Here is a 22,861-nt window from a genome sequence, read left to right on the forward strand (position 1 = left end):
ACCCTATCAATAGGAGAAGCCCGACTCTCCAGCCGGGCTTCGTGTCCCGAAAGGGGTTTCGGGATCAACACCAACCAACAACTCAAATTTTCTTTGATATCACCAGGTATTTGCTAACCTTCCAGAATCGCTCAGGATCGGTAATCTCCAATACCTTTTCGGCTTCAGATTCTCCCGGCAGTATTTGGTAAGATCCTTCCGGATGGCTGCTCACCAGGTCTAGCATAGAGGCTTCAATTCTAAGACGTTGCAGGTTTCTCCGGTCCACGGTCATAAAGGCAGCTTCATCGGCTTCTTCCTGAAGTTTCCAGGCCTTGCCAAATAAGCCCAGAAAACCACCTTCTTTCATTACTACTCCTTTGGCTTTTAGGTCTTCGTATGTGCCAATGGCGAGGTAGCTTTTGTTGAGCTCATTGTTTTGAGCGGTGAGCTGCTTTACCTCTAACGATCGCTGTTCAAGGTTTTCCAACTGGGCGTGTATAGTGCTGTGGAGTGAATCTTGCTCAACAATAAGTTTTGCAAGCGACTCATCTTTTTTACTGAGCTCTTCTTTTAGCGAAGCTATTGTTTCAGAACGTGTGCTGAGTTCGGCTTGCAGGCCTGCAATTCGTCTTTCAAAAAGCCCTAGTTTTAGGTTAGCACTTTTGGCTTCATCCTCGAGCTGGCGTAAGTCTTGCTTCGACCGAAAGATAAGGTCATCAATCATGCTAATCTGCTTAAAGATTTTTTGCGGATTGCGCTTATCGAGCTGGTCGGCATTGTGCTGCTGAACAAGCCTTTCTCTCTCCAGGATATCACCTATCTGTCCTTCCACCTTATCATAGAGGGTCAGGATGTCGTTAAATGCCAATTCTTTCTGCATTATTTCCGCCTCCAGTTCGGTGTATTGGTTGGTGAGCACTTCTTTTTTTTTGGATACGGAAGATATTCCGAACCACATGGCTATGGTAAGGGCGCCTAGCAGTACCATGCCTACTTTCATTGTTTGTTTCATCTTGCTTTTATTTAAAGGGTTCAAAAAAATTCACTACGATTTCCGTTTTCGGAATGTGATGAAACTGGGGTTAAGGGTTGGTTGTTGGTGGTTTGGGTTATGGTTAGTGTTGCACAAAAGCGCCCGGCTTACCCCGTTAAGGTGGAGGCAGCGCCACCGTAGGCGGCTGTTGCCTCCTGTGCTTGTCTACTTAAAACCTAAACCTAAACTCAGCGTTAATGCAGAGTTTTTAGCGTCTTCAGTGGCTTCTCCTGCAAAGGAGCCGCTACGACCAATTTCTCTCATACCATAGTTGTACCTTAGCGATATGTGGCCTCCGTTAAAAGTGTAGGCCAGTCCTAGCGCGGCACCATAGTCGAGTGTATTGAAATCGTCCCTGTCTAATTCCGTGATTTGGTTGATGTTGCCGTTGCTGTCTACATCTTTTACATTGGCACTAATGAGGGCGGCAATGTAGGGTCCGGCATGGAGGTCTAGCGAGCCGGCTTTGGCCGATAGCATGACGGGAAGTTTAATGTAGTTGAGGTTGAACCTATAAGTGCCACTTCCCTGAAAGAAGTTGTTATAATAGGCCGATGCCCCTTTCTGGCTGTAGAGCAACTCGTGTCTAATGCCCACATTGCCGGCTAAATCCCAGCGATTGTAAAGGCCCAGGTTCAAACCTATTTTGGCATTTTCATCGTCTACATTATCTATGTATAGGTTAGACATGTTCGCTCCTATAACAAAGCCTCCCTGGGCTTTTAAACCGATGGTAAGGAGCAACATGGGTACTATCAATAAAATGTTTCGCGTTTTCATGATTGTTATGTTTTGGGTTGTTTTAGGTGAGTGCCGACCCGTAATGACCGGGTCGGCACCGATCTATTGTTGAGGAATTATCCTTTGGTAGTAACTACCAGATAATTCGAAATTTCCCAGAATTTTTTGGCGTCTGTCACCTTCAGGTATTTTACGTTTTCGTTGATTTCATCCTGCACAATGGTGTAGGAATCCTTAGGGTGTTCGGTTACCAGTTCAAATTTGGAAGCATCTATTTTGAGCTCAGAAAACTCTCTTATGTCAGTTTCAACAAAGTCTTCTGTGTTGGCTGTGGCCTTTAAGTCAATGGTTCGGCCAATCCATAAGAAGCCTCCTTCTTTATCAACAAGCCCTTTTTCTTTTAGCTCTTTGAATGTGCCTACTGCGTAGTGCACTTTGTTAAGCTTGTTGTTGGTGTCATTGAGCAATTCAATTTCTCTGGTTTGCTCAGCAATAAGCTGTTTTTGGTCTACAGTTTGAATCTGAATAGAGTCGTACTTAGAAGAGATCAGCTCAATCTGTTGATTTTTGCTGGCTACTTCGGCTCTCAACTGCGTAATGGTTTCTTTCTGAACATCGAGCATGTCGGACAGCTTATCGATCCTATTCTGGAAGGCATTGAGTTGCACATTGCTCTTTTTTAGCTGAGCTTTCAGGTTCTGAATAGAGGCATTCGACTCCTTTACCAGTTCGTCAATTAGCTGTAGTTCTTCCAGCAGCTGGCCCTCCTTCTTTTTTCCTTCTTCACCGGAAGTACTCACCACCAGATTTTCTCTCCTTGAAATTTCAGCTACTTGCTCTTCTGCTTTGTTAAGCATTCCAATCAACTCATTGTATGTTGAGTCCCTCTCAGCTAGTTCTTGCTGAATAGTTTCTATCTGGCTAGACTGCTGAGCAATTTGCTCATCTTTCTTCTTGCTACAACTGCTGAGCACCACAGCTCCGGAGAGCATCAGTGCCATGGGCAGTTTTATTTTGTTTAACATTGTCTTTTTCATGGTTATGCGGTTTTATGGTTTATTCTAGAAGAATACTTTTACTCCAAATCCGGGGTCAATTCCAAAGTAGGCATTGCCCGTAGTGGCCACCTCAAAGAATGGCTTAATGTCTAAGCTCAAGGCCAGCGGAGTTTGAGGAATCATCAACTCAAGGCCCAAAATAAAATCTACCCCCAGGCCAAAGGCATCATCTGCATCGTCAAACCGGTTGCGATCTACCCCGAGGTTTGAATCGGATTGGAAGACAGCATGGCCACCAAAACCGTAGTAAAGCTCCAGGTAGTCAGAGTCGAATGGCGCTGCATATTTTTCGGCCAAACCGGTAATGCTGAACGAGTTGTTGCCAAATCCAAGAATGGCCTCGAAGGCATTTCCTTTTGCATTAAAATGCTTGTAGGTGAGCCCGGTAGTACCCACGGCTCTAATACCCAGTGCGTTGATGCCGTAGTTATTGGCTACTTGCAACATGGGGTCTCGGTATATCACAGAGTCTTCAGGTTGTGGGTCGGTAGCGGCATTGAGTTTATTGGTTGTACTTACTAGTGCCATGATCATCACGGCAATTCCAAGTATGGTTAATGTTGATTTTTTCATGGTTTTATGTTTTTAGTTCATTTGGTTGAATGAGGCCTGAGGCTGTTGAGTATTTCGGTTTTGTTTTGGTTTTGCGCCAGTGCGCTCATTCATTTGCCTTTGATTATGCCAAAATGAAACCAACAATAGAAACCAATGTAACTAACTGATTTACAGTGGTTAAGAATGGTAATAAATAAAAAAGCCTCTACTTTTGAGAGGCTTTTTTTCAGTTTGACAAAATTTTTGAGATTACATCTCCTTGAGCATACGGTAGATGGTGGATTGTCCTATGTCTAGTTTTTGAGCGACTAGCTTAATGTCGTCATCATAGGTCTGTAGGTAGTGCTTTACAATTTTGAGGTTGTACTCTTTCAGGGTCATTTCTTCACCGGAGAATTCGGCAATGATATCTTTTGTTCCGAAAGAAATGTCTTCGGCCTGAATGGTGTCGCCTTCGGCCATTACTACCGAAAGCTCTACTACCGATTTTAGTTCGCGAATGTTGCCGGGGTAGCCATAACCCATAAGCTTTTTGCTAGCTTCAGAGGAGAGCTTCTTTTCAGCCATATTATTTTCCTTACAGAAGGCCTTAATAAAGTGCTTGGCCAGCAATAAAATGTCTTTGCCTCGTTCGCGCAATGGAGGCAGGTTAATGGTAAGTCCAAACAATCTGAAGTAAAGATCTTCTCTAAAGTTGCCTTCTTTTACTTCGCTCAGCAGGTCGCGGTGAGTAGCGGCAATTATGCGGCAATCAATTTTAATGGTGTCTTTGCCACCCACACGTACAATTTCGCGTTCCTGCAGTGCCCGAAGTATTTTGGCCTGAAGAGTTTTATCCATTTCGCCCATTTCATCAAGAAAAAGGGTTCCTCCCTTGGCCTGTTCGAATTTACCTATGTGTCGGCTGGCGGCTCCTGTAAAGGCTCCTTTCTCGTGACCAAATAGCTCACTTTCTGCCAGTTCTTTTGGAATGGCGCTCATATTTACCGCCACAAAAGGATTGTTTTTACGGTCTGAATTGTAGTGAATAGCCTTGGCTATTACTTCTTTACCGGTACCGGTTTCTCCATTAATAATTACTGAAATATTGGTAGAGGTAGCTTTTTGAAGCAGGTGGAAGACTTTCTTTAGGGGTTCGCTTTGCCCTATTATTGATTTCTGAAAGTCGTACTTACCCTGTACTTCTGTCTGAAGTTCTTCAATGCGCTCTTCCAGGTCGGAGCGTTCCCTAATGTGTTTAATCACATTGTGAAGTCTCTCTTTAATGTCTTTGGTTTTGGTAATGTAATCGAAGGCTCCCGATTTGAGCAGGCTGACGGCCGTTTCAATTTCGCTCTGCTCACTAATTACGATCACTTTGGTGTGAGGAGAAATGCTAAGCACCTGCTTGAGGAGGTCTTCTCCGTTAATATCGGGCAGGCGATAGTCTAGCGTAAGTACTTCGGGCCGCTCTTTCTTTACGGCTTTCAGTAGCGAGGTGCCATCTTCAAAAGCTGTTACCTTAAAATCGGGGTTAAGCTCCAGGGTGTATACCAAAAGTTTCCTGTACCAATCGTCATCATCGACAACATAAATGGAATAAGAACTGCTGTTCATCGCTAAAAAGTTAGTAGTTAAAAGTAAGGTCTTAAACCTGGCTTTCTAAGTCTTTTTTTATCTGCGAGTAGATTTCTTCTACAATTTTAATCTGCTCATTGATTTCTTCGAAGCTAGCCTGCTCTGCCATGCGCTGTAGTTTTTCTATAGATGACACCAGGCTGTTGGCACTGAGGTGTCGGGCAGGCGGAAGCATTTTATGGGCCTCTTCTTTAATGCTCGACCTTATTTTGAGGTCTACGGCTTTGTATAGGTTTCTGATGCTTTTGGCAGCGCTAATTTTAAAAGTATTCACCATTTCGGTTACAAAATCTTTGTCTCCAATGCTTTTTAAGGTGCTAAGATCATAAAGACTTTGTCCGTTCATATGCTGTGAATGCTGAATGCCGTTGCGGGTTTTGGTTTTTTGAGCCGTAAGTTGGTGTACGGCTTCAAGAAACTCGGCTTCATCGAATGGTTTACGCATAATATGGTCGAAACCAATCTTTTTACTCATTAGGCGCTCTTGGTCAGAAATAGTGGCGGTAAGCGCCAGGGTTGGTGTTTTTTGGTTGGGGCCATCATTTTTTCGAAGCTGTTCCACCACTTCAAAACCGCTCATGCCCGGCATTTTCACATCGAGTATGGCAATATCAAAAGGCTGCGAAAGTAAGGCTTCTAAAGCCGACTGCCCGTCATTGGCCAAAGTAAGCTCTACCTCATGACTCTTGAATACCGCTTCGAGTAGTTTTAAGTTGAAGGGCTCATCGTCTGCCATGAGTATAGTTAATTGCTTCAGGTGTATTTGTGGTGTTTTGGCCTTATCTTTTTTGGGAGTCAGAGCCTCGCCAATTTCATAAGGAAGGTAAAGAATCATTTCAGTGCCTTCGTCTACCTTGCTATCGATGTCTATACTGCCGCCATGCAGGTTAACGAGCATACTGGTAATGGCCAGCCCTAGCCCGGTGCCCTGTCTTTGGTCGCTTGCCTGGGCCTGTTCAAATTCTTCAAATATTTTCTGCTGTTTTTCTTTTGGTATGCCCACACCGGTATCTTTCACGCTAATTTTAAGGGTCACCTGCTTGTCGGTCTTTTGTTGGATCGAGGTGCTTAGGGTAATAGAACCACTGTCAGTGTATTTTATGGCATTGTGTACCAGGTTGGTAATCATTTGCCGTAATCGGTGAGGGTCACCATTCACATATTTGGGTACTCCTTCAAACTCAGATTTTAGTTTGAGGCCTTTGGCCGATGCTTTGTCTTCGAAAATGCGGATTACTTCCAGCAGAGTAGCTCGAACATCGAAGAGTTCTTTTTCTAACTCAACTTTATTGGCCTGGAGTTTAGATAGGTCCAGTATATCATTGAGCAGGTGAATGAGGTGGTCTGAAGAGTTTTTTACTACCTCTAGCTGATCGCGTTGCTCGGGCGACATATTCGATTTAAGAAGCTGATTGGTGAAGCCGGCAATGGCATTCATTGGGGTTCTTATTTCATGGCTCATATTGGCCAGAAAGCGCTCCTTGGCATGCGCTAACTCTTCGGCATTGCGCTTGGCCGATCGTAAGGCCTGTTGGTATTTTCTGTTTCTGGCCAGGTAGTTTACTTGGGTTACAATGGTAATGAGCAAAAGAATGCTAGTGAGTGCCGAAAAAACTACAATTTCCTGGTTGGTGGCTTTAGCCAGAAGCTCCACATTTTTCACGTTTTGTTGGTCTTTCTCTACTTCTATGGCTTCCAGATTGTTAATGAGCGAAACAATTTCATTCTGTAGCTGAGCCGACTCCTGGCTGAGATTGGCCAGTCTGTTTTTGAGGGCATCGCCCTCGCGGCTGCTTTGAGACTTGGCATTGGATAGTTCAGCTAAAATTTCTTTTTGCAAACGTTCCGATTGGCTGGGACGTGTGGTAGTATCTTGTTGATTTTTTTTCTTGCCAAAAATTCTGCCCAAGAAACCTTTCTTTTCTTCGGGTATGGTGGCCGTGTCATCTTCGGCCAATGTTTCGGGTAGTTGTGCAATTTTCTGGGTTAGGTCATCTAAAGTACTCTCAAGAATATCTGAGTTTAGTGCCCCTATTTGGGTTTGCACCTTGGCCCACTGACCTAGCAGGCTGGATAAGGAATCATAAAGGCCTACGACTCTGTTGTCGTCTATGGTTTCTTTTAAAGAGTCTATAAGGTATAGGCTCTCATCGAGCGCGGTGTTGAACGATCTCATATGATTCGATCGGGAGTCCACTCTGTAGGCATCTATGTTTCTTTCCATTTCATTGATGTAGAAGGACAACTCGTTCAGGGTAATCAAATTATAATTGGGCTTGGCACTCTCTTCCAGTGTATCTACCATGGTGTTGAGTTTAGTATAGGCTTTATAACCCATAAAGAGAACCACTACCGTAGTTACGGGAAGCGCGATATTAACAATCCAGGCGAGTGTCCTTCTCTCAATAATTTTCATAGGAGGCTAAATAAGTAGAAGGTCTTTTAATTAAAAAGTGACGTTTGTAACTTATTTAACTCCTGGCCTGAACTATTGTTATCGACTATTGAAAAAAAGACCCTGACTGAGCAGGGTCTTTTGGGTTTATGTTCTATGGATTAGAATATGTCAATTAACAGGCTGGTAACTGATCGGGCTTTTACATTGAAGGCCGACATTACACTACCGTTGATCTTAACTTCTACTTTGGTAGACGATTCAAACTCTACCTCGTTGTTCAACTGGTTTTCTTTGTACTTAGCTACAATCAGCTCGTACTTACCTTCTGGCATAAAGGCCAGCGTAAAGTTACCGGTGGCAGTGGCTACTGCACTGTTAATAGATCCTTCAAATCTGGTTCTACCTTCAGCTGGTTCATTTTGCTCAGCCTCGTTGTAGGTTCCTTCAAGGTAGGCATATACCACTACTTTGTCAGCATCCTGCATGTCGTCCATATCTACTTTACCCTGAATTGAACCGGCATTGGCTTTAGATACTAGTCTGGCAGTAGGTCTTAGCTTAAAGTCGCCATTTCCTTCTTTAACCAAAGCTTTTCTAAGGTCAACGTCCAATACAATTTCAGAAAGTCCGTTGGCCAATACTTCAAAGTCTCCAAAGATTTTGTAACCTGAAGTTGATCCGCTAGGCACAGAAATCTGCTTGGTGGTATTGTCAGTAAACTCTACCCAGGCTTGAGAGGTGCTGTTCAAAATTAGTCGTACCTCATCATAGCTTCCGGCATCCAAGTCAGTCTGTCCTAAGAATTTGGTTTGCCCGTTCTGATAAGCCATTAAGTCGAACGTTTCAGGCTCTTCGAAAGTAATTGTGTTTTTTACTTTTCCATTGGCAATTACCTGAAGTTCATCTACCGAAAGGTAAACACCTGAAATATTCTCAGCATCTACTGCTGCATCTGTAGCTTCAAAACTGGCCGAACCAGTTCCACTCATTTCATTATCATTGTCATCGCAACTCGTCAAGACAAAACCTGTGGTGACAATAAGTGCTGCAATTAATGTTTTAATAGTTTTCATCGTTTTGGGTTTTTAGTTTCAAATTGTTGTGCCAGTCTTATTTCCAAACTGATGCCATTGACGTAAGTAATTGATATTCAGTGTGTAAAATTTTCGTATTCCTTTGTTTTTCTATCATTGAGAGAATTTCTCTTTCATTTTGAAAAAGAAATTGAGGCGGAAAGCGAACTGTACAGGAAACTGTTGGCAAATGAGTAGACTGAGCCCTAGTAAGGCAGAGGGAATTTTCTATTTTTGAGTTTTCAAAAAGTCAACCACATAAGCATTTCTTACCCTATGGCTTCATCCAAATCTGCTAAGGAAACACCGTTGATGAAACAATACAATGCCATTAAGGCGAAGTATCCGGGTGCACTGCTATTGTTTAGGGTGGGAGATTTCTATGAGACCTTTGGAGAAGATGCCGTAAAGGCCAGTAAGGTGCTTGATATTGTACTCACTAAAAGAGCCAACGGTGCGGCCAGTCATATTGAATTGGCCGGGTTTCCACATCACTCCCTCGACACGTACCTTCCAAAGCTGGTGAGAGCCGGCAATCGGGTAGCGATCTGCGATCAGCTAGAAGACCCCAAATCAGTAAAAGGCATAGTAAAGCGTGGCGTAACAGAGTTAGTAACTCCGGGGCTATCCTTCAATGACAATGTGTTGGAGCAAAAGCGCAATAATTATTTATGCTCCCTGTTTTTTGGAAAAGACCAGGTGGGTGCCGCTTTTCTCGATCTTTCTACAGGAGAGTTTTTAACCGCTGAAGGAAGTGCCGGATACATCGATAAACTGGTTCAGGGCCTTATGCCTTCAGAGTTTATTTATGCCAAAAATCAAAGAACCCAGTTTGAGGCTCACTTCCGGGACGACTACAATACCTATACTATAGACGACTGGGTATATGCCTTCGATTACGGCTATGAAAAGCTAACCAACCACTTTGGCACTAATAACCTGAAAGGCTATGGAATTGAAGAAATGCAGTTGGGCATTGTGGCTGCCGGAGGCATCTTACACTATTTGGAAGATACAGAACACAAAGAGGTAAGCCACATTGCCAACATTAGCCGCATAGAGGAAGACAAATATGTATGGCTGGATAAGTTCACCATTCGCAATCTGGAACTCATACATCCGCAACATCAGGGAGGAGTACCGCTGATTGATATTCTGGATCATACCCTTACCCCCATGGGGGGAAGGCTCATGAAGCGGTGGCTGGTTTTGCCTCTCAAAGAGCGCAACAGAATTGAAGAACGTCTCTCGGTGGTCGATGCATTTTATGAAAATCCGGAACTGCGCGACCAAATAGCTGAACACCTTGAGCAAATCAACGATTTGGAGCGGCTGATTTCCAAAGTAGCGGTTGGACGCATCAATCCGCGCGAAATGCTGCAGTTGCGTAAGTCGTTGGAGAACATAGCTCCTATCAAGGCCTATTTGGAAAACACAGGAGTGAAATCGTTGGAGCGTCTGGCCGACCAACTTCAGCCCTGCCAAAAACTGGTAGATAGAATTGTGGCCGAGGTAAAAGATGATGCCCCCATGCTCATGCATCAGGGAGGTATTATTAAAGAAGGAATAGACAAAGAGCTTGATGAACTACGCAAAATAGCTTTCAGCGGAAAGGACTATCTCATCCAGATTCAGCAAAGAGAAATAGAAAACACAGGAATAAGCTCATTAAAGATTGCTTACAATAAGGTATTTGGCTATTACCTGGAGGTGAGCAATACTCACAAAAGTAAAGTGCCGGAAGGGTGGATTCGCAAGCAAACACTGGTGAACGCTGAAAGGTACATTACCGAAGAGCTGAAAACCTATGAGGAAAAAATTATTACCGCAGAAGACCAGTACAAAGTCATTGAACAACGCCTTTTTCAGGAACTGGTTGCTTTTGCCGGAGACTATGTAGGGCAGATTCAACAAAATGCACGCTTTATTGCCACATTAGATTGTCTCATTTCATTTGCTATAGTGGCCCGTCAAAACAACTATTGCCGCCCCGAAATGAGTGATAAAATGGTGATTGATATTCACGAAGGACGTCACCCTGTTATTGAGCAGCAATTACCCGTGGGAGAAAGCTATGTACCTAACGATGTTTCTCTGGATGATCATAATCATCAAATTTTGATTATCACCGGGCCCAATATGGCGGGTAAGTCCGCTTTGCTTAGGCAAACCGCCTTAATTGTACTTATGGCTCAAATGGGAAGTTATGTGCCGGCCAGCAAGGCCAACCTGGGTATTACCGATAAGGTATTCACGCGGGTGGGAGCCAGCGACAACCTTTCTAAAGGGGAATCTACCTTTATGGTAGAAATGACCGAAACAGCCAGCATACTTAACAACCTTTCCAACAGGTCGCTGGTGCTCATGGATGAGATTGGGCGTGGAACCAGCACATACGATGGTATATCCATTGCATGGTCCATAGTGGAATATTTGCATAACCATGAAAAGTTCAAACCCAAAACTCTTTTCGCCACACACTACCATGAGCTGAACCAACTAGAGGAAGACTTTCCGGCCATTAAGAATTACAATGTTTCTGTAAAAGAAGTGGGCGATAAGGTAATCTTCATGAGAAAACTTAAGCGTGGAGGTAGCGAACATAGTTTTGGTATACATGTAGCCCAGATGGCCGGAATGCCCAATCAGGTGGTCATTCGGGCAGCAGAAATCATGCAACACCTAGAAAAGGATAAGATTCGGAATAAGAGTGACGAGAAGATTAAATCCATTCCTAAGAACAATTATCAAATGACACTTTTTGAGGCTGACCCGGCATTTACGGAGATTAAAGAGATTCTGGAGCAAACAGATATCAATACCATTTCGCCAGTAGAAGCCTTGTTGAAGCTGAACGAGATAAAGGGGAAGTTGAAAAAATAATTTTTTTTGAGATAGCCGTTGCATATTCATAACCCTTGGTTAAATTTGCACTCCCAATCGCGAGAAGAGCGGTTCAGTGGATTGAAATAATAAGCGAGAGTAGCTCAGTTGGTAGAGCACGACCTTGCCAAGGTCGGGGTCGCGGGTTCGAATCCCGTCTCTCGCTCAGAGGCTAAAAAGCGTGTTTGACACGCTTTTTTAGTTTAAGGCCTGTGGCACTTGACTATTCAAAGTCCGGAGTGGGCAGAGAGTATATTAAGAATATTACAACTACCATGTAGTTGAAGCCGGAGTGGTGGAATTGGTAGACACGCAAGACTTAAAATCTTGTGACCTTTTGGTCGTGCGGGTTCAAGTCCCGCCTCTGGTACAGAAGCCCTGCTGAAAAGCGGGGCTTTTGTTTTAAACCCTCCTCAAACCTTACATCTTCATTTTACTGCAACTAATGATTGTCTATGTGAAAGTCGCCCTATATATTTGCGACTCTTTAGAATTAATCTAAATAAGAATAGAGATGAAAGGATTGAGAAGATTGTATGGTTTAGGCCTATTGACAGTGATTTTAACCGTAGCTGCTTGCAGCGATAGTGATGATACCCTGCCAACTGTTGAGGCTCCTGCCACTTATACATTTGAGAGGAATGGACAGTCAACGGTTTCATTTAGTGGACAAACTACCCGAATACAAATGGCCACTGAATTGGTAAGTGCCATGAAAGATTTTGACAATAGTACAGAAGCGTTGTTGTTGGAAATGTTCAGAAACGAAACGGCCAATGGTGGAGATGCCAATCCTTTCAGCAATGCAGACCTAAATGCTTCTACCAAAAGCGTAAGAAGTAAAACGGGGGCATCTAAAGACTATTTCTTTACCAATGCCACCGAGGCTGCTCAAATCAAAGCCGACTTTGAAGGTTGGATCAGTGCGCAGGTGTCGGAGGTGTTTCCTGCAGAAAATCAAATAGCCACTCCGGGTAATCCCGGTCAATTGGCCGATGGTTCATCCACTCGTTACGTGAATGGCAAAGGTCTTGAATATGATCAGGCCGTAAATAAGGGACTTATCGGTGCCCTTATGCTCGATCAAATGCTTAACAATTACTTGTCGGTTTCTGTGTTAGATGAAGCCGATAACCGTGCAAACAATGACAATGAAGTATTGGTTGAAGGGAAGATGTATACCACCATGGAACATAAGTGGGATGAAGCCTATGGTTATTTGTTTGGTACAGCTGCCAATGCTGCCGATCCTGTAGCCACTATCGGTTCTTCCGATGCTTTTTTGAACAAGTACCTGGGCAGAGTGGAAGGCGATCCTGATTTTGCCGGTATAGCACAAGAGGTATACGATGCTCTTAAGCTGGGCCGTGCCGCAATAGTGGCTGGTGAGTATGAGGTAAGAGATGCACAGGCGGCCATTGTTAGGCAAAAACTTTCAGAAGTAATTGCCATTAGAGCCATATACTATCTTCAGCAGGGTAAAAATGCCTTGGCTCAAGATCCTCCAGCCTATGGTACCGCGTTTCACGACCTTTCCGAAGGTTTCGGGTTCCTGTACAGCTTGAGGTTCACACGTCAGCCTCAGGGAGACATGCCTTACTTTACCAAGGCCGAGGTAGATGGGTTTATTCAGGCCGTATATGGTTCTGCCAACGGTTTCTGGGATGTAGATGCAACCACACTGGATAATGTATCGGGCCAAATAGCCGCAAAGTTTGACTTTACGGTAGCTCAGGCAGGAAACTAATCACATAAATATAAAAGCGAAGATGGTAGTGAGAGGAGTGAAGAAACTGTGGACGTTATGGGTTTTAATGCTGATGGGTATAATGGCCTGTTCAGATTCAGACCCCAGTACGGAAGAACCTATTGATGATTTCGATCGGTCTGAAATTCTGGTGAACTGGGCGGACAACATCATCATTCCCAACTACCAGGACTATGTGGAAAGCCTGACTGATTTAAAGGCTGCGATTACCACTTTTGGCCAGACACCTACTGCAGATCTGTTGGCCGATGTGAGAGAGGCCTGGTTGGAAGCCTACCTGGACTGGCAACGAGTGAGCATGTTCGAGATTGGCAAAGCGGAATCGGTGTCATTGAGGAATTTCACTAACATTTATCCGGCCGATATTCAAAAAATCGATGAAAACATAAACACGGGTAGCTACAACTTGGAGTTGCCCTCTACCAACGATGAACAAGGGTTTCCTGCCCTGGATTATCTGCTTTATGGTAAGGCCGACACCGATGAAGGCACGGTGGCCATTCTTAGTACTCCGGCACACAAGGAGTATCTTCAACAGTTAGTAGAAAGACTGCATAATCTGGCCTCAGAAGTACTCAATCATTGGACCTCAGGTTATCGGGATACTTTTGTGGCCAACAATGGTTCTTCGGCTACCAGTTCGCTCAATAAACTAGCCAATGATTTTATGTTCTACTACGAGAAGAGCCTGAGAGCCGGTAAGGTGGGAATCCCTGCCGGAGTCTTTTCAACATCGCCACTACCTGAAAAAGTGGAGGCTCGTTTTAGTGCAAAAAGTAAATTACTCTTTTTAGAATCGCTCGATGCTGTACAAGACTTTTTTAATGGTACGGGCAGCTCCAACACGGGCAAAAGTTTCGCACACTATCTTGACTATCTGAACACCATAAAAGAAGGTGAAGATTTAAGTGCGCTGATCAATTCGCAACTGAACTTGGCCCGGCAAAAAGCCGAAATGCTCAACAGCGATTTTGCAGCTCAAATAGATGATAACAATGTGTCTATGCTAGAAACCTACGATGAACTTCAGAAGGTTGTGGTGCTTTTAAAGGTAGACATGTTCCAGGCATTGAGTATTCAGGTAGATTTTGTGGATGCAGACGGAGATTAATGCTTTCCCGATTCCAAGGCTATATCGATAAAAATGCAGAGGCTGCCCCATTGGCAGTCTTTCGCATTTTCTTTGGTGTCATGATGTTTCTGAGCATTGTGAGGTTTTGGAGCTATGGTTGGATTGATAAGCTATACATTCAGCCGCGTTTTTTCTTCTCTTATTATGGTTTTGAATTTGTGAAACCACTTGGCAGTTATACCTACCTGCTTTTTGCTCTTTGCGCAATGGCAGCCCTTGCCGTTGTGGCAGGTTATCGCTATAGGTTAGCCATTATTACCTTCTTTCTGAGCTTTACTTACATAGAGCTCATGGATAAAACCACCTATCTCAACCACTACTACTTCATCAGCCTTCTTTCTTTTCTCATGATTTTCCTGCCGGCACACAGGTATTTTTCGCTCGATGTTTGGCTGGGTTATGCAAAACCGGTGCAGTATGTGCCTCAGTGGAGTTTAGACTCCGTGAAACTATTGCTCGGCATAGTTTATTTCTATGCAGGATTGGCCAAGCTCAATAGCGATTGGCTAATTCATGCCATGCCGCTTAAAATTTGGCTGCCCTCCAAATTCGATATTCCTTTTTTGGGGCAGTGGTTACAGCAAGAGTGGGCTCACTATACCTTTAGCTGGCTTGGGGTACTATACGATTTAACCATCCCCTTTCTTTTGCTCTATAAAAGAACCAGACCGTGGGCATTTTTGGCCGTAGTGGTCTTTCATGTGCTTACTCGTGTGTTGTTTCCAATAGGCATGTTTCCATACATAATGATAGTGAGCGCAACTATATTTTTTAATGCGCAATGGCACCATAAAGTGCTAAGCGTTTTGGCTCGGTTAATTCGGGTAAACAAAGCAAAGTGCGACAATGGGCTGGTGATGGCACCTACCAAAATGCAATTGGCAAAAATTGTTTTGGTGCCCTTTTTTGTGTTGCAGTTGCTCATTCCTTTTCGTCATTACCTCTATCCCGGAGAGCTGTTCTGGACAGAAGAAGGCTACAGGTTTTCGTGGCGCGTAATGCTTATGGAAAAAGCAGGTTATGCCAGTTTCAAGGTAGTAGATAAAGAGAGTGGCCAACGTTTTTATGTCAATAATGCCGATTTCTTAACCCCATTTCAGGAAAAACAAATGGCCACTCAGCCAGACTTTATATTGGAATATGCACACTTTCTAAAGCAACATTTCGAAGCTCAGGGCCATAAGAATTTAGGTGTTTTTGTGGAAAGCTATGTGGCCCTGAATGGGCGTAGAAGCAGGCCATATATAGATCCTACAGTAGACCTCACACAACAGCAAGAATCGTTTAAACACAAAGACTGGATTTTACCATTCGAAGATGAAATTAAGGGCTTATAGTTTACTTATGTTGGCACTGTGTTGTGGAGCCAACGCTTGGGCACAATACAGCATTAAAGGAAAGGTTGTAGACGGAGCAACAGGTTTGCCGGTGCCTGTGGCCGAGGTATATAATGAGGAGACTCAGTACATTGCCCGAACCAATGAAAAAGGCGAGTACGAAATACCCAACCTGAAACCCGGCACCTATAGTCTCGTGGCCTACTCGTTTTCCTACAAAGTAATTGAGCGCAAAGTTACCGTGGCAAGTGCCAATTTGGAGGTAGACTTCCGTCTTCAGGAAATAACTCAGGAATTGTCAGAGGTGGTTATTGCTCAAGAGAGAGAAAAGATATTCAGCATAAACCGACTGAAGCCGGTGGAAGGTACCGCTATATATGCCGGGAAAAAATCTGAAGTGGTATTGCTCGATAAGGCATTGGGAAACCTGGCCACCAACAATGCCCGGCAGGTATATGCTCAGGTAGTAGGGCTCAACATATATGAAAGTGTCGATGCCGGCTTACAACTTAGTGTGGGTGGTCGTGGGTTAGATCCCAACCGAACATCTAACTTCAACACCCGTCAAAATGGTTATGATATAAGTGCCGATGTGTTGGGGTATCCCGAAAGCTACTACACCCCTCCGGCCGAAGCATTGAGTGAAATACAAGTAATCCGAGGAGCGGCCTCCCTTCAGTATGGAACGCAGTTTGGTGGCCTGATTAATTTTAAAATGAAAGAGCCAAACCCTAAGAAGAAAGTGGAGCTGACAAGCCGGCAAACCGTTGGGTCTTTTAATCTCTTTACCAGCTTTAACAGCCTTTCCGGAACCATAGGAAAGTTTAGTTACTATGCCTACTTTAACTATAAGACGGGCGATGGGTTCCGGCCTAATTCGGGGTTCGATTCAAAGAATTTCTTTGCGAATATGAACTACCAACTCAATGAAAATACCCGACTGTCGTTCGACTATACCCATCTAAACTACCTGGCACAACAGGCCGGGGGCCTTACCGATACCCAGTTCAACAGGAACCCCAATTTTAGCAACCGGGAACGCAATTGGTTTGAAGTGCAATGGAACCTAATGGCCTTAAAGCTGGAACATAAGTTTTCAGGTAATACAGACTTTAGCCTGAACCTCTTTGGGCTTGATGCTTCCAGAAACTCCGTAGGATTTAGAGGTAACCCTACCCAGTTGAATTCAAACCCCGTGTCGGAGCTGGACGAGCAAAACAATGATGGCACCTATGTGACTCCTCGGGACCTTATTAGGGGAGACTTTAATAATTGGGGTCTGGAGTCTAGGCTGCTTACGCGCTATAAGCTGGGGGAAAAAAATGCTGTTTTTCTCATTGGTACAAAATTCTACAAGGCAGAAAATCGGTCGCAGCAAGGCCCCGGGTCGTTAGGGGTAGGGGTCGATTTTAATTTTGCCAGGCAGGAGTTTCCCGATTACCCCAATCAATCAGACTTTCTGTTTCCAAACCTCAATGTATCCCTGTTTGGAGAAAATATCTTTTACCTAAACAACCGTTTATCGCTTACCCCCGGCTTTCGCCTGGAGTATATTAAAACGGAAAGCCAGGGTACTTATACGCAAGTCAATTTCGACAATGCCGGCAATCCAATTTCCAACCGTACACTGCAAGACAACCGGGAACTCAATAGGAGCTTTCTTCTGCTGGGTTTGGGCCTAAGTTACGATCACTCAGATAATTTGGAGGTGTATGCCAATCTTTCTCAAAACTACCGCTCCGTAACGTTCAGTGATATTCGTACGGTGAATCCTACGTTTATCATAGACCCCGAAATTAGGGACGAAACAGGATTTACGGCCGATTTCGGACTTAGGGGCAAGTGGAACGAAACTGTTTCATACGATTTGGGCGGTTTTGGCCTGCTGTATAACGACCGCATTGGCATTATTCTGGACGACAGGGCCAACAGGGTGAGAAAGAACATTGGTAAGGCATTTATTTACGGACTGGAAACTTTTGCCGACTGGAATCTGGCAAGAACACTTCAACTCGATGCTAACCAATTTAAGCTCAATTGGTTTGTGAATGCAGCTTTTACCAGTTCAGAATATTTAGCGTCTGAAGAGAACAATGTGGTAGGCAAAAAGGTGGAGTTTATTCCCACCGTTAACCTCAAAACGGGGCTGAGCGCGGGATATAACAATCTACTCTTGAGCCTGCAGTTTACTCACCTCACCGAGCAGTTTACCGATGTACAAAACTCGGCAGTGCCTGAAGAGGGTGATGCCCGAAACGGTGTGATCGGAGAAATACCGGCCTACAGTGTAATGGATCTGTCCATGTCCTATACCCTGGGGCGCTGGAAAATTGAATCGGGAATAAACAATTTACTGAACGAGCGATATTTTACACGCAGAGCCACCGGATACCCCGGACCGGGTATTATACCTTCAGACCCAAGAGCCTACTATTTTACTTTGCAGCTGAAGTTGTAGTTCATTCTAAGGCGCTTTTTACATGGAGCCTTAGACTTTTCTTTTATTTACTTAACAAATATGAAAATAATAATTACTTTTACTTTTGTTAAGTAAATAGTAAGCTATGTCAGATCGTACTTTGGGAGAATTTGAAGAGTTGGTTTTGCTTATGGTTGCCGCTCATCATCAGGCGGCCTATGGGGTGTTGATTCTGGAAAAGCTGGAGCAACAGCTCAACCGAAAACTCAACATTAGCGCCATTCATGTAGCGCTTAAGCGATTGGAGGGTAAAGGATTTGTTACCTCTAGTTATGGGGGTATAACAAACGAACGTGGGGGGAGACGCAAGAAGCTTTATGCCCTTACCGCGGCAGGAAAAAAGGCTCTGGATACCAATTATGAGCTTAGAACCGGCATTTATCGCCAAATACCGAACATCTCCTTTGGTCAATGAATCATTTTCCTCCCAAATATGCACTTAAATTTTTGCGCTGGTTTTGTCGCGAAGACTACTTAGAAGAGATAGAAGGCGATTTAGTTGAGGTTTTCGAGAAGCGTATGCCCCGGTCAGGGTTTTGGGCCAAAGTCTACTTCTATTGGTTAGTGCTCAGGTGTTTTAGGCCGGGTTTTGTGAAGTCATTTATTAAGGTCAATTATTCAAATACAACAATCATGTTTAGCAATTATCTTAAAGTTTCCTGGCGGAACTTACTCCGGCAGCCATTCTTTTCATCTCTCAACATAGTTGGCCTGTCCATTGGTATGGCAGGGGCACTCATTATTGGTTTGTTCATTCATTTTGAGCTCAGTTTTAATCGTTCTTTTGCTCATTCTGAACGAATCTTTAGAGTTAATATAGACAACAAAATTGCGGGAGAAGTCAATGAATATGCAGCCGTATCAGGCCCGCTGGCCAATGTTATGCTTCGTGACTTTCCACATGCAGAGAGTATAACACGCTTTCGGCATACCAACAGCATATTTATTCGTTCGGAGAATGCAACGCACAATGTAAAGGAAGAACAGGTGGTGGGAGCTGACTCCGCCTTTTTTAGTTTTTTTGGGATAGACTTGCTGTATGGCGACCCACATTCTGCGCTGTCGGAAGTGAATAGTCTTGTGCTCACAAAGAGTGCTGCTGAGAAACATTTTTCTATCCATGAGGCCGTAGGGCAAATAATGATTCTTGACAACGACCAAAAATATTGGGTCAGGGGCGTAATAGATGATTTCCCCAAAAACTCATTATTTAGAGATTACACTGTTTTAATCTCCATAAACAGTTTTGATGATTATGACAGTCCTGCCTGGAACAATTGGAACTTTCCCACCTTTATAAAACTAAATCCCGAAGCCACTAAGGCACAACTGGATGACTACCTGGCTACTGTTAAGGAGCGCTACCTTATTCCCTGGGCCATGCAGTTTATCCCCGGGCTTACGATTGAAAGCGCTCAGGAACAAGAAAGGACCACAGGAAACTACATGCGTTTTGAGTCCATAGCACTCACAGATATTCACCTCAAATCGCCTAATATTTCTGGTGAGTTTAGCCTGAATGGTGATATTAAAGACGTTTATATTTTAAGCTTCATAGGTCTGCTGCTCATCTTTTTGGCCAGTGTAAACTTTACTAACCTTTCTACGGCTCGGTCGCTCAACAGAATTAAAGAGGTGGGTATTCGAAAAACATTGGGTTCTCATAGAAAAAGCCTTGTTCATCAGTTTCTGGTAGAATCCGGTTTGGTGTCTTTCCTTTCGATGGTTTTGGCGCTTTTGCTTAGTTTTTTGGTCTTGCCCTATTTCAACTACCTATCCAATCGCTCGCTCGAAATTCCGGCAGGTCAATGGCAGTTTTGGGCAGTGCTTCTGTTTGCTACCCTGGTATTATCATCGCTTTCAGGTAGTTATCCGGCTCTTTTTCTTTCCCGATTTTCCCCTATAAAAGCACTCAAAGGGCAAGGGGTTCAACCGTCCAATGGGGCTCATATTAGGAGCTTGCTCGTAATTGTGCAGTTTATGGTGTCGGTGTTTCTTATCGCCAGTACTTTGGTGGTATTTCAGCAGCTTTCCTTTATCAGAAATAAAGATCTGGGTTTTAAGAAGGAGCAGGTAGTTGTACTCAACGATGTGCAAGTACTTGGCAATAATGCCCTCACTCTAAAACAGGAAATAGAAAAATTATCCAACGTAAAAAGCGTGTCATTGAGCAGCTATTTACCAACACCTTCGGCCCGCAGCGGGCTTACCTATTTTCCTGAAGGTCATGTGTTTGAACCAGATAAAGCAATAATAATTGGTCAGTGGGAGGTAGACTTTGACTACCTGCGTACCTTAGGCCTTGAGCTTGTGGCCGGTAGAGATTTTGATGACAAGTTAAAAACCGATTCGAGCGCAGTCATTCTCAACGAGGCCGCTGTTGCCATGTTGGGTAAAACACCCCAATCTGCTATTGGGCTAAGACTAACGCAAGACTTTAAGCGTGAAGACAAGGAGAATATGGAATTTTCTACTGTGATTGGAGTAGTGAAAAACTTTCATTTTGAGACTCTTCGCAACAGTATTGACGGGTTAAGTCTGGTATTGGGTAAGGAAGCCAATCGAATGATGATAAAATTAGAGACAACTGATTATTCCAAAACCCTTGAGAAGGTAGAACAGCACTGGGCCAGCGTGGCAGATGGTCAGCCCTTTGATTATTACTTTATGGACGATTCCTTTGCTACGACTTATGACGCAGAGCAACGTCTCAGTAAAATGTTTATCATTTTCACCCTCCTCTCGGTATTCATTGCCTGCCTTGGACTTTTCGGTTTGGCGGCTTTCAATGTTCAGAGGCGATCCAAAGAAGTTAGTATCCGAAAAATATTGGGAGCCAGTGTATTTAATATTTCCGTTAGCCTTTCTGCCGGATTTTTACGGTTGGTGCTGTTGGCCATACTTTTGGCTACACCACTGGCCTGGTACGCCATGAACAGGTGGCTTCAAGACTTTTCCTATCGTATTGATTTACCCCTTTGGGTATTTGTCTTATCGGCTATTCTTGCTATTGGAATCAGCTTGCTTACTGTGAGTTATCAAAGCCTTAGAGCAGCTATACGCAATCCTGTGCATGCTATCAGAAATGAGTAAGTCGCATTTCGTGCAATCGTAGCCTTAAATTTATTTCTGGCCGTGGAACAAATTTTTTGAAGAGCCCTATCTTTGAGTCCAAACAGAAATAACATGAGAAGAAAGATTATAGCAGGAAACTGGAAAATGAATAAAACCCTTTCAGAAGGGCTTGCATTGGCCTCTGAGGTGGTAAACATTGCTCAAGACGAAGTTCCCTCAGGAGTGTCGCTGGTATTGTGCACTCCGGCCATTCATTTGTCTCAGGTTGCTGCCATACTAAAATCTGCCGATCGTGTATTTCTGGGCGCTCAAAACATGAGCGAACATGAGTCAGGTGCATACACTGGCGATATTTCGGCCGATATGATTAAGTCAGTGGGTGCAGGCTATGTGATTTTAGGCCATAGTGAGCGCAGAGAATATCACCACGAAACGAACGCTCAACTGGCGGCACGGGTCAAGTTGGCCTTAAATAAAGGGTTGACTCCCATTTTCTGTTGCGGGGAAAGTCTTGCTACGCGCGAGGCAGGAGAGCATGTAGGTTTTGTAAACAACCAGCTGAAAGAAAGCTTGTATGAACTTTCGGCCGAGGAGATGAGCAAAGTAGTAATTGCCTATGAGCCTATTTGGGCCATTGGCACTGGAGTAACTGCTTCTTCAGATCAGGCACAGGAAATGCACCAGAGTATTAGAGCCTCGTTGGCCGGTCAGTTTGGAGAACAGGTAGCCGGTCAGGTATCCATACTTTATGGTGGCTCGATGAAGCCCGATAATGCTGCAGAACTTTTGGCCCAGCCCGATGTGGACGGAGGACTGATAGGTGGCGCCTCTCTGAAGGCACGCGACTTTATTCAAATTGCTAAGTCGTACTAATGGACTTTATACAGATAAACGTTCACTGCGACCCACCATTTCGAGAAATACTAATTGCAGAAATGGGCGAACTGGATTTTGAAACCTTTATGGATACGGAAGTAGGTTTCGAAGCCTATATTCAGGAAGAGTTGTTTAGCCACCCTGCTTTGCAAACGCTCTTTAACCGGTATAGAAAACAGACCAGAATTTGGTACGAGCTCAAGAAAATACCTAAAGAAAACTGGAACGAGGAATGGGAGAAAAATTATGACCCAATAGCTGTTGGAGATCAGATTTATGTGAGAGCCACCTTTCACGAAGCCAAGCCTCAGGTGCCTTACGAGATTATTATTAACCCACAAATGTCTTTTGGCACCGGCCACCACGAAACTACTCACCAATTGCTGGCACTTCAGTTGACGGTAGACCACAAAGGTAAAAAGGTACTGGATGTAGGCTCGGGAACCGGTATTTTAGCCATTATGGCCGCCAAGCTGGGAGCCCTTTCCGTGGCGGCTACCGATATTGACGATTGGTGTATTGAAAACGCTTTGGAAAACTTTGGCCTTAATAATGTAGAACCGGCTTTTGTGAAACAAGGCACCATTCATGAACTACGGCTCGGTGAGAGCTACGAAATCATACTGGCAAACATTAACACTCATGTACTTCTCGATGAAATGGAGGAGTATAACAAACTACTAAGCCCGGAAGGGCATTTGTTCTTGAGTGGATTCTACGACACCGATAAGGCCAGAATAATGGAAAAAGCAACCTCATTGGGGTTAAAAGAGGTGAAATCTACAACCGAGAAAAACTGGGTTGCGTTAGTTCTTGAGAAAGTGGAGTAATCGCTCAAGAATATCCTTAATTAT

At 44.0% G+C, this 22,861-nt stretch carries 16 protein-coding genes and 2 tRNA genes; 11 read left to right on the plus strand and 7 right to left on the minus strand.

Going from position 1 to position 22,861, the window contains the following annotated elements; all coding sequences use genetic code 11:
* Positions 1-82: 82 nt before the first annotated feature.
* The 7 genes from B3O12_RS11235 to B3O12_RS11265 form a co-directional block, all read right to left on the minus strand.
* On the minus strand, positions 83-994 hold the full coding sequence (locus B3O12_RS11235; RefSeq protein WP_286756357.1) for a hypothetical protein: 912 nt from the start codon (positions 992-994) through the stop codon (positions 83-85).
* Positions 995-1,180: 186 nt separating this feature from the next.
* Positions 1,181-1,795: a porin family protein gene (locus B3O12_RS11240; RefSeq protein ID WP_189629156.1), complete on the minus strand. Its 615-nt coding sequence runs from the start codon at positions 1,793-1,795 to the stop codon at positions 1,181-1,183.
* A gap of 77 nt (positions 1,796-1,872) precedes the next feature.
* On the minus strand, positions 1,873-2,793 hold the full coding sequence (locus B3O12_RS11245; RefSeq protein WP_189629157.1) for a hypothetical protein: 921 nt from the start codon (positions 2,791-2,793) through the stop codon (positions 1,873-1,875).
* A 24-nt stretch (positions 2,794-2,817) separates the two neighbouring features.
* The gene (locus tag B3O12_RS11250; protein ID WP_189629158.1) at positions 2,818-3,387 is read right to left on the minus strand and encodes a hypothetical protein; all 570 of its coding nucleotides are present in this window, start codon (positions 3,385-3,387) and stop codon (positions 2,818-2,820) included.
* Between the two features lie 231 nt (positions 3,388-3,618).
* On the minus strand, positions 3,619-4,965 hold the full coding sequence (locus tag B3O12_RS11255) for a sigma-54-dependent transcriptional regulator (RefSeq protein ID WP_286743975.1): 1,347 nt from the start codon (positions 4,963-4,965) through the stop codon (positions 3,619-3,621).
* A 31-nt stretch (positions 4,966-4,996) separates the two neighbouring features.
* Complete coding sequence (locus B3O12_RS11260; RefSeq protein ID WP_286756359.1) at positions 4,997-7,402, minus strand: ATP-binding protein; 2,406 nt, start codon at positions 7,400-7,402, stop codon at positions 4,997-4,999.
* A gap of 140 nt (positions 7,403-7,542) precedes the next feature.
* Positions 7,543-8,457 carry a DUF4382 domain-containing protein gene (locus tag B3O12_RS11265; RefSeq protein WP_286756360.1) on the minus strand — a complete coding sequence of 305 codons (915 nt, stop codon included), beginning with the start codon at positions 8,455-8,457 and terminating at the stop codon, positions 7,543-7,545.
* A 276-nt stretch (positions 8,458-8,733) separates the two neighbouring features.
* Here B3O12_RS11265 and mutS point away from each other — a divergent pair, with 276 nt between their 5' ends.
* The 11 genes from mutS (at position 8,734) to prmA (ending at position 22,837) form a co-directional block, all read left to right on the plus strand.
* On the plus strand, positions 8,734-11,340 hold the full coding sequence (mutS, locus tag B3O12_RS11270) for a DNA mismatch repair protein MutS (RefSeq protein ID WP_286756361.1): 2,607 nt from the start codon (positions 8,734-8,736) through the stop codon (positions 11,338-11,340).
* A gap of 93 nt (positions 11,341-11,433) precedes the next feature.
* Positions 11,434-11,506 (plus strand) — tRNA-Gly (locus B3O12_RS11275).
* Between the two features lie 120 nt (positions 11,507-11,626).
* Positions 11,627-11,710, plus strand: a tRNA-Leu gene (locus tag B3O12_RS11280).
* A gap of 144 nt (positions 11,711-11,854) precedes the next feature.
* Positions 11,855-13,087 (plus strand): DUF4856 domain-containing protein, encoded by a 1,233-nt coding sequence (locus B3O12_RS11285; protein ID WP_286743981.1) that lies wholly within the window; start codon positions 11,855-11,857, stop codon positions 13,085-13,087.
* A gap of 22 nt (positions 13,088-13,109) precedes the next feature.
* The gene (locus B3O12_RS11290; RefSeq protein ID WP_286756362.1) at positions 13,110-14,219 is read left to right on the plus strand and encodes an imelysin family protein; all 1,110 of its coding nucleotides are present in this window, start codon (positions 13,110-13,112) and stop codon (positions 14,217-14,219) included.
* Complete coding sequence (locus B3O12_RS11295) at positions 14,219-15,577, plus strand: HTTM domain-containing protein (protein ID WP_286756363.1); 1,359 nt, start codon at positions 14,219-14,221, stop codon at positions 15,575-15,577. Before B3O12_RS11290 ends, B3O12_RS11295 begins: the two co-directional genes overlap by 1 nt.
* Entirely contained in the window at positions 15,558-18,035 is a 2,478-nt protein-coding gene (locus B3O12_RS11300; protein WP_286756364.1) for a TonB-dependent receptor, read from the plus strand. The genes B3O12_RS11295 and B3O12_RS11300 overlap by 20 nt, the downstream gene beginning before the upstream one ends.
* 106 nt (positions 18,036-18,141) lie before the next feature.
* Entirely contained in the window at positions 18,142-18,471 is a 330-nt protein-coding gene (locus B3O12_RS11305) for a PadR family transcriptional regulator (protein ID WP_286742387.1), read from the plus strand.
* Positions 18,468-21,149 carry an ABC transporter permease gene (locus tag B3O12_RS11310; RefSeq protein WP_286756365.1) on the plus strand — a complete coding sequence of 894 codons (2,682 nt, stop codon included), beginning with the start codon at positions 18,468-18,470 and terminating at the stop codon, positions 21,147-21,149. Before B3O12_RS11305 ends, B3O12_RS11310 begins: the two co-directional genes overlap by 4 nt.
* A gap of 93 nt (positions 21,150-21,242) precedes the next feature.
* Positions 21,243-22,004, plus strand: coding sequence for a triose-phosphate isomerase (gene tpiA, locus B3O12_RS11315; RefSeq protein ID WP_189629168.1), 762 nt, complete (start codon positions 21,243-21,245; stop codon positions 22,002-22,004).
* Positions 22,004-22,837: a 50S ribosomal protein L11 methyltransferase gene (gene prmA, locus B3O12_RS11320; RefSeq protein WP_286756366.1), complete on the plus strand. Its 834-nt coding sequence runs from the start codon at positions 22,004-22,006 to the stop codon at positions 22,835-22,837. The genes tpiA and prmA overlap by 1 nt, the downstream gene beginning before the upstream one ends.
* Positions 22,838-22,861: the final 24 nt, after the last annotated feature.

The organism is Roseivirga sp. UBA838 (genome assembly GCF_002296035.1).
Lineage (GTDB): Bacteria > Bacteroidota > Bacteroidia > Cytophagales > Cyclobacteriaceae > Roseivirga > Roseivirga thermotolerans.

Coding starts and splice junctions, on each gene's coding strand:
- B3O12_RS11235 (WP_286756357.1), bottom strand. CDS start 994: ATGAAACAAACAATGAAAGTAGGCATGGTACTGCTAGGCGCCCTTACC.
- B3O12_RS11260 (WP_286756359.1), bottom strand. CDS start 7,402: ATGAAAATTATTGAGAGAAGGACACTCGCCTGGATTGTTAATATCGCG.
- B3O12_RS11255 (WP_286743975.1), bottom strand. CDS start 4,965: ATGAACAGCAGTTCTTATTCCATTTATGTTGTCGATGATGACGATTGG.
- B3O12_RS11305 (WP_286742387.1), top strand. CDS start 18,142: ATGTCAGATCGTACTTTGGGAGAATTTGAAGAGTTGGTTTTGCTTATG.
- B3O12_RS11245 (WP_189629157.1), bottom strand. CDS start 2,793: ATGAAAAAGACAATGTTAAACAAAATAAAACTGCCCATGGCACTGATG.
- mutS (WP_286756361.1), top strand. CDS start 8,734: ATGGCTTCATCCAAATCTGCTAAGGAAACACCGTTGATGAAACAATAC.
- B3O12_RS11310 (WP_286756365.1), top strand. CDS start 18,468: ATGAATCATTTTCCTCCCAAATATGCACTTAAATTTTTGCGCTGGTTT.
- B3O12_RS11240 (WP_189629156.1), bottom strand. CDS start 1,795: ATGAAAACGCGAAACATTTTATTGATAGTACCCATGTTGCTCCTTACC.
- B3O12_RS11265 (WP_286756360.1), bottom strand. CDS start 8,457: ATGAAAACTATTAAAACATTAATTGCAGCACTTATTGTCACCACAGGT.
- tpiA (WP_189629168.1), top strand. CDS start 21,243: ATGAGAAGAAAGATTATAGCAGGAAACTGGAAAATGAATAAAACCCTT.
- B3O12_RS11250 (WP_189629158.1), bottom strand. CDS start 3,387: ATGAAAAAATCAACATTAACCATACTTGGAATTGCCGTGATGATCATG.
- prmA (WP_286756366.1), top strand. CDS start 22,004: ATGGACTTTATACAGATAAACGTTCACTGCGACCCACCATTTCGAGAA.
- B3O12_RS11290 (WP_286756362.1), top strand. CDS start 13,110: ATGGTAGTGAGAGGAGTGAAGAAACTGTGGACGTTATGGGTTTTAATG.
- B3O12_RS11300 (WP_286756364.1), top strand. CDS start 15,558: ATGAAATTAAGGGCTTATAGTTTACTTATGTTGGCACTGTGTTGTGGA.
- B3O12_RS11295 (WP_286756363.1), top strand. CDS start 14,219: ATGCTTTCCCGATTCCAAGGCTATATCGATAAAAATGCAGAGGCTGCC.
- B3O12_RS11285 (WP_286743981.1), top strand. CDS start 11,855: ATGAAAGGATTGAGAAGATTGTATGGTTTAGGCCTATTGACAGTGATT.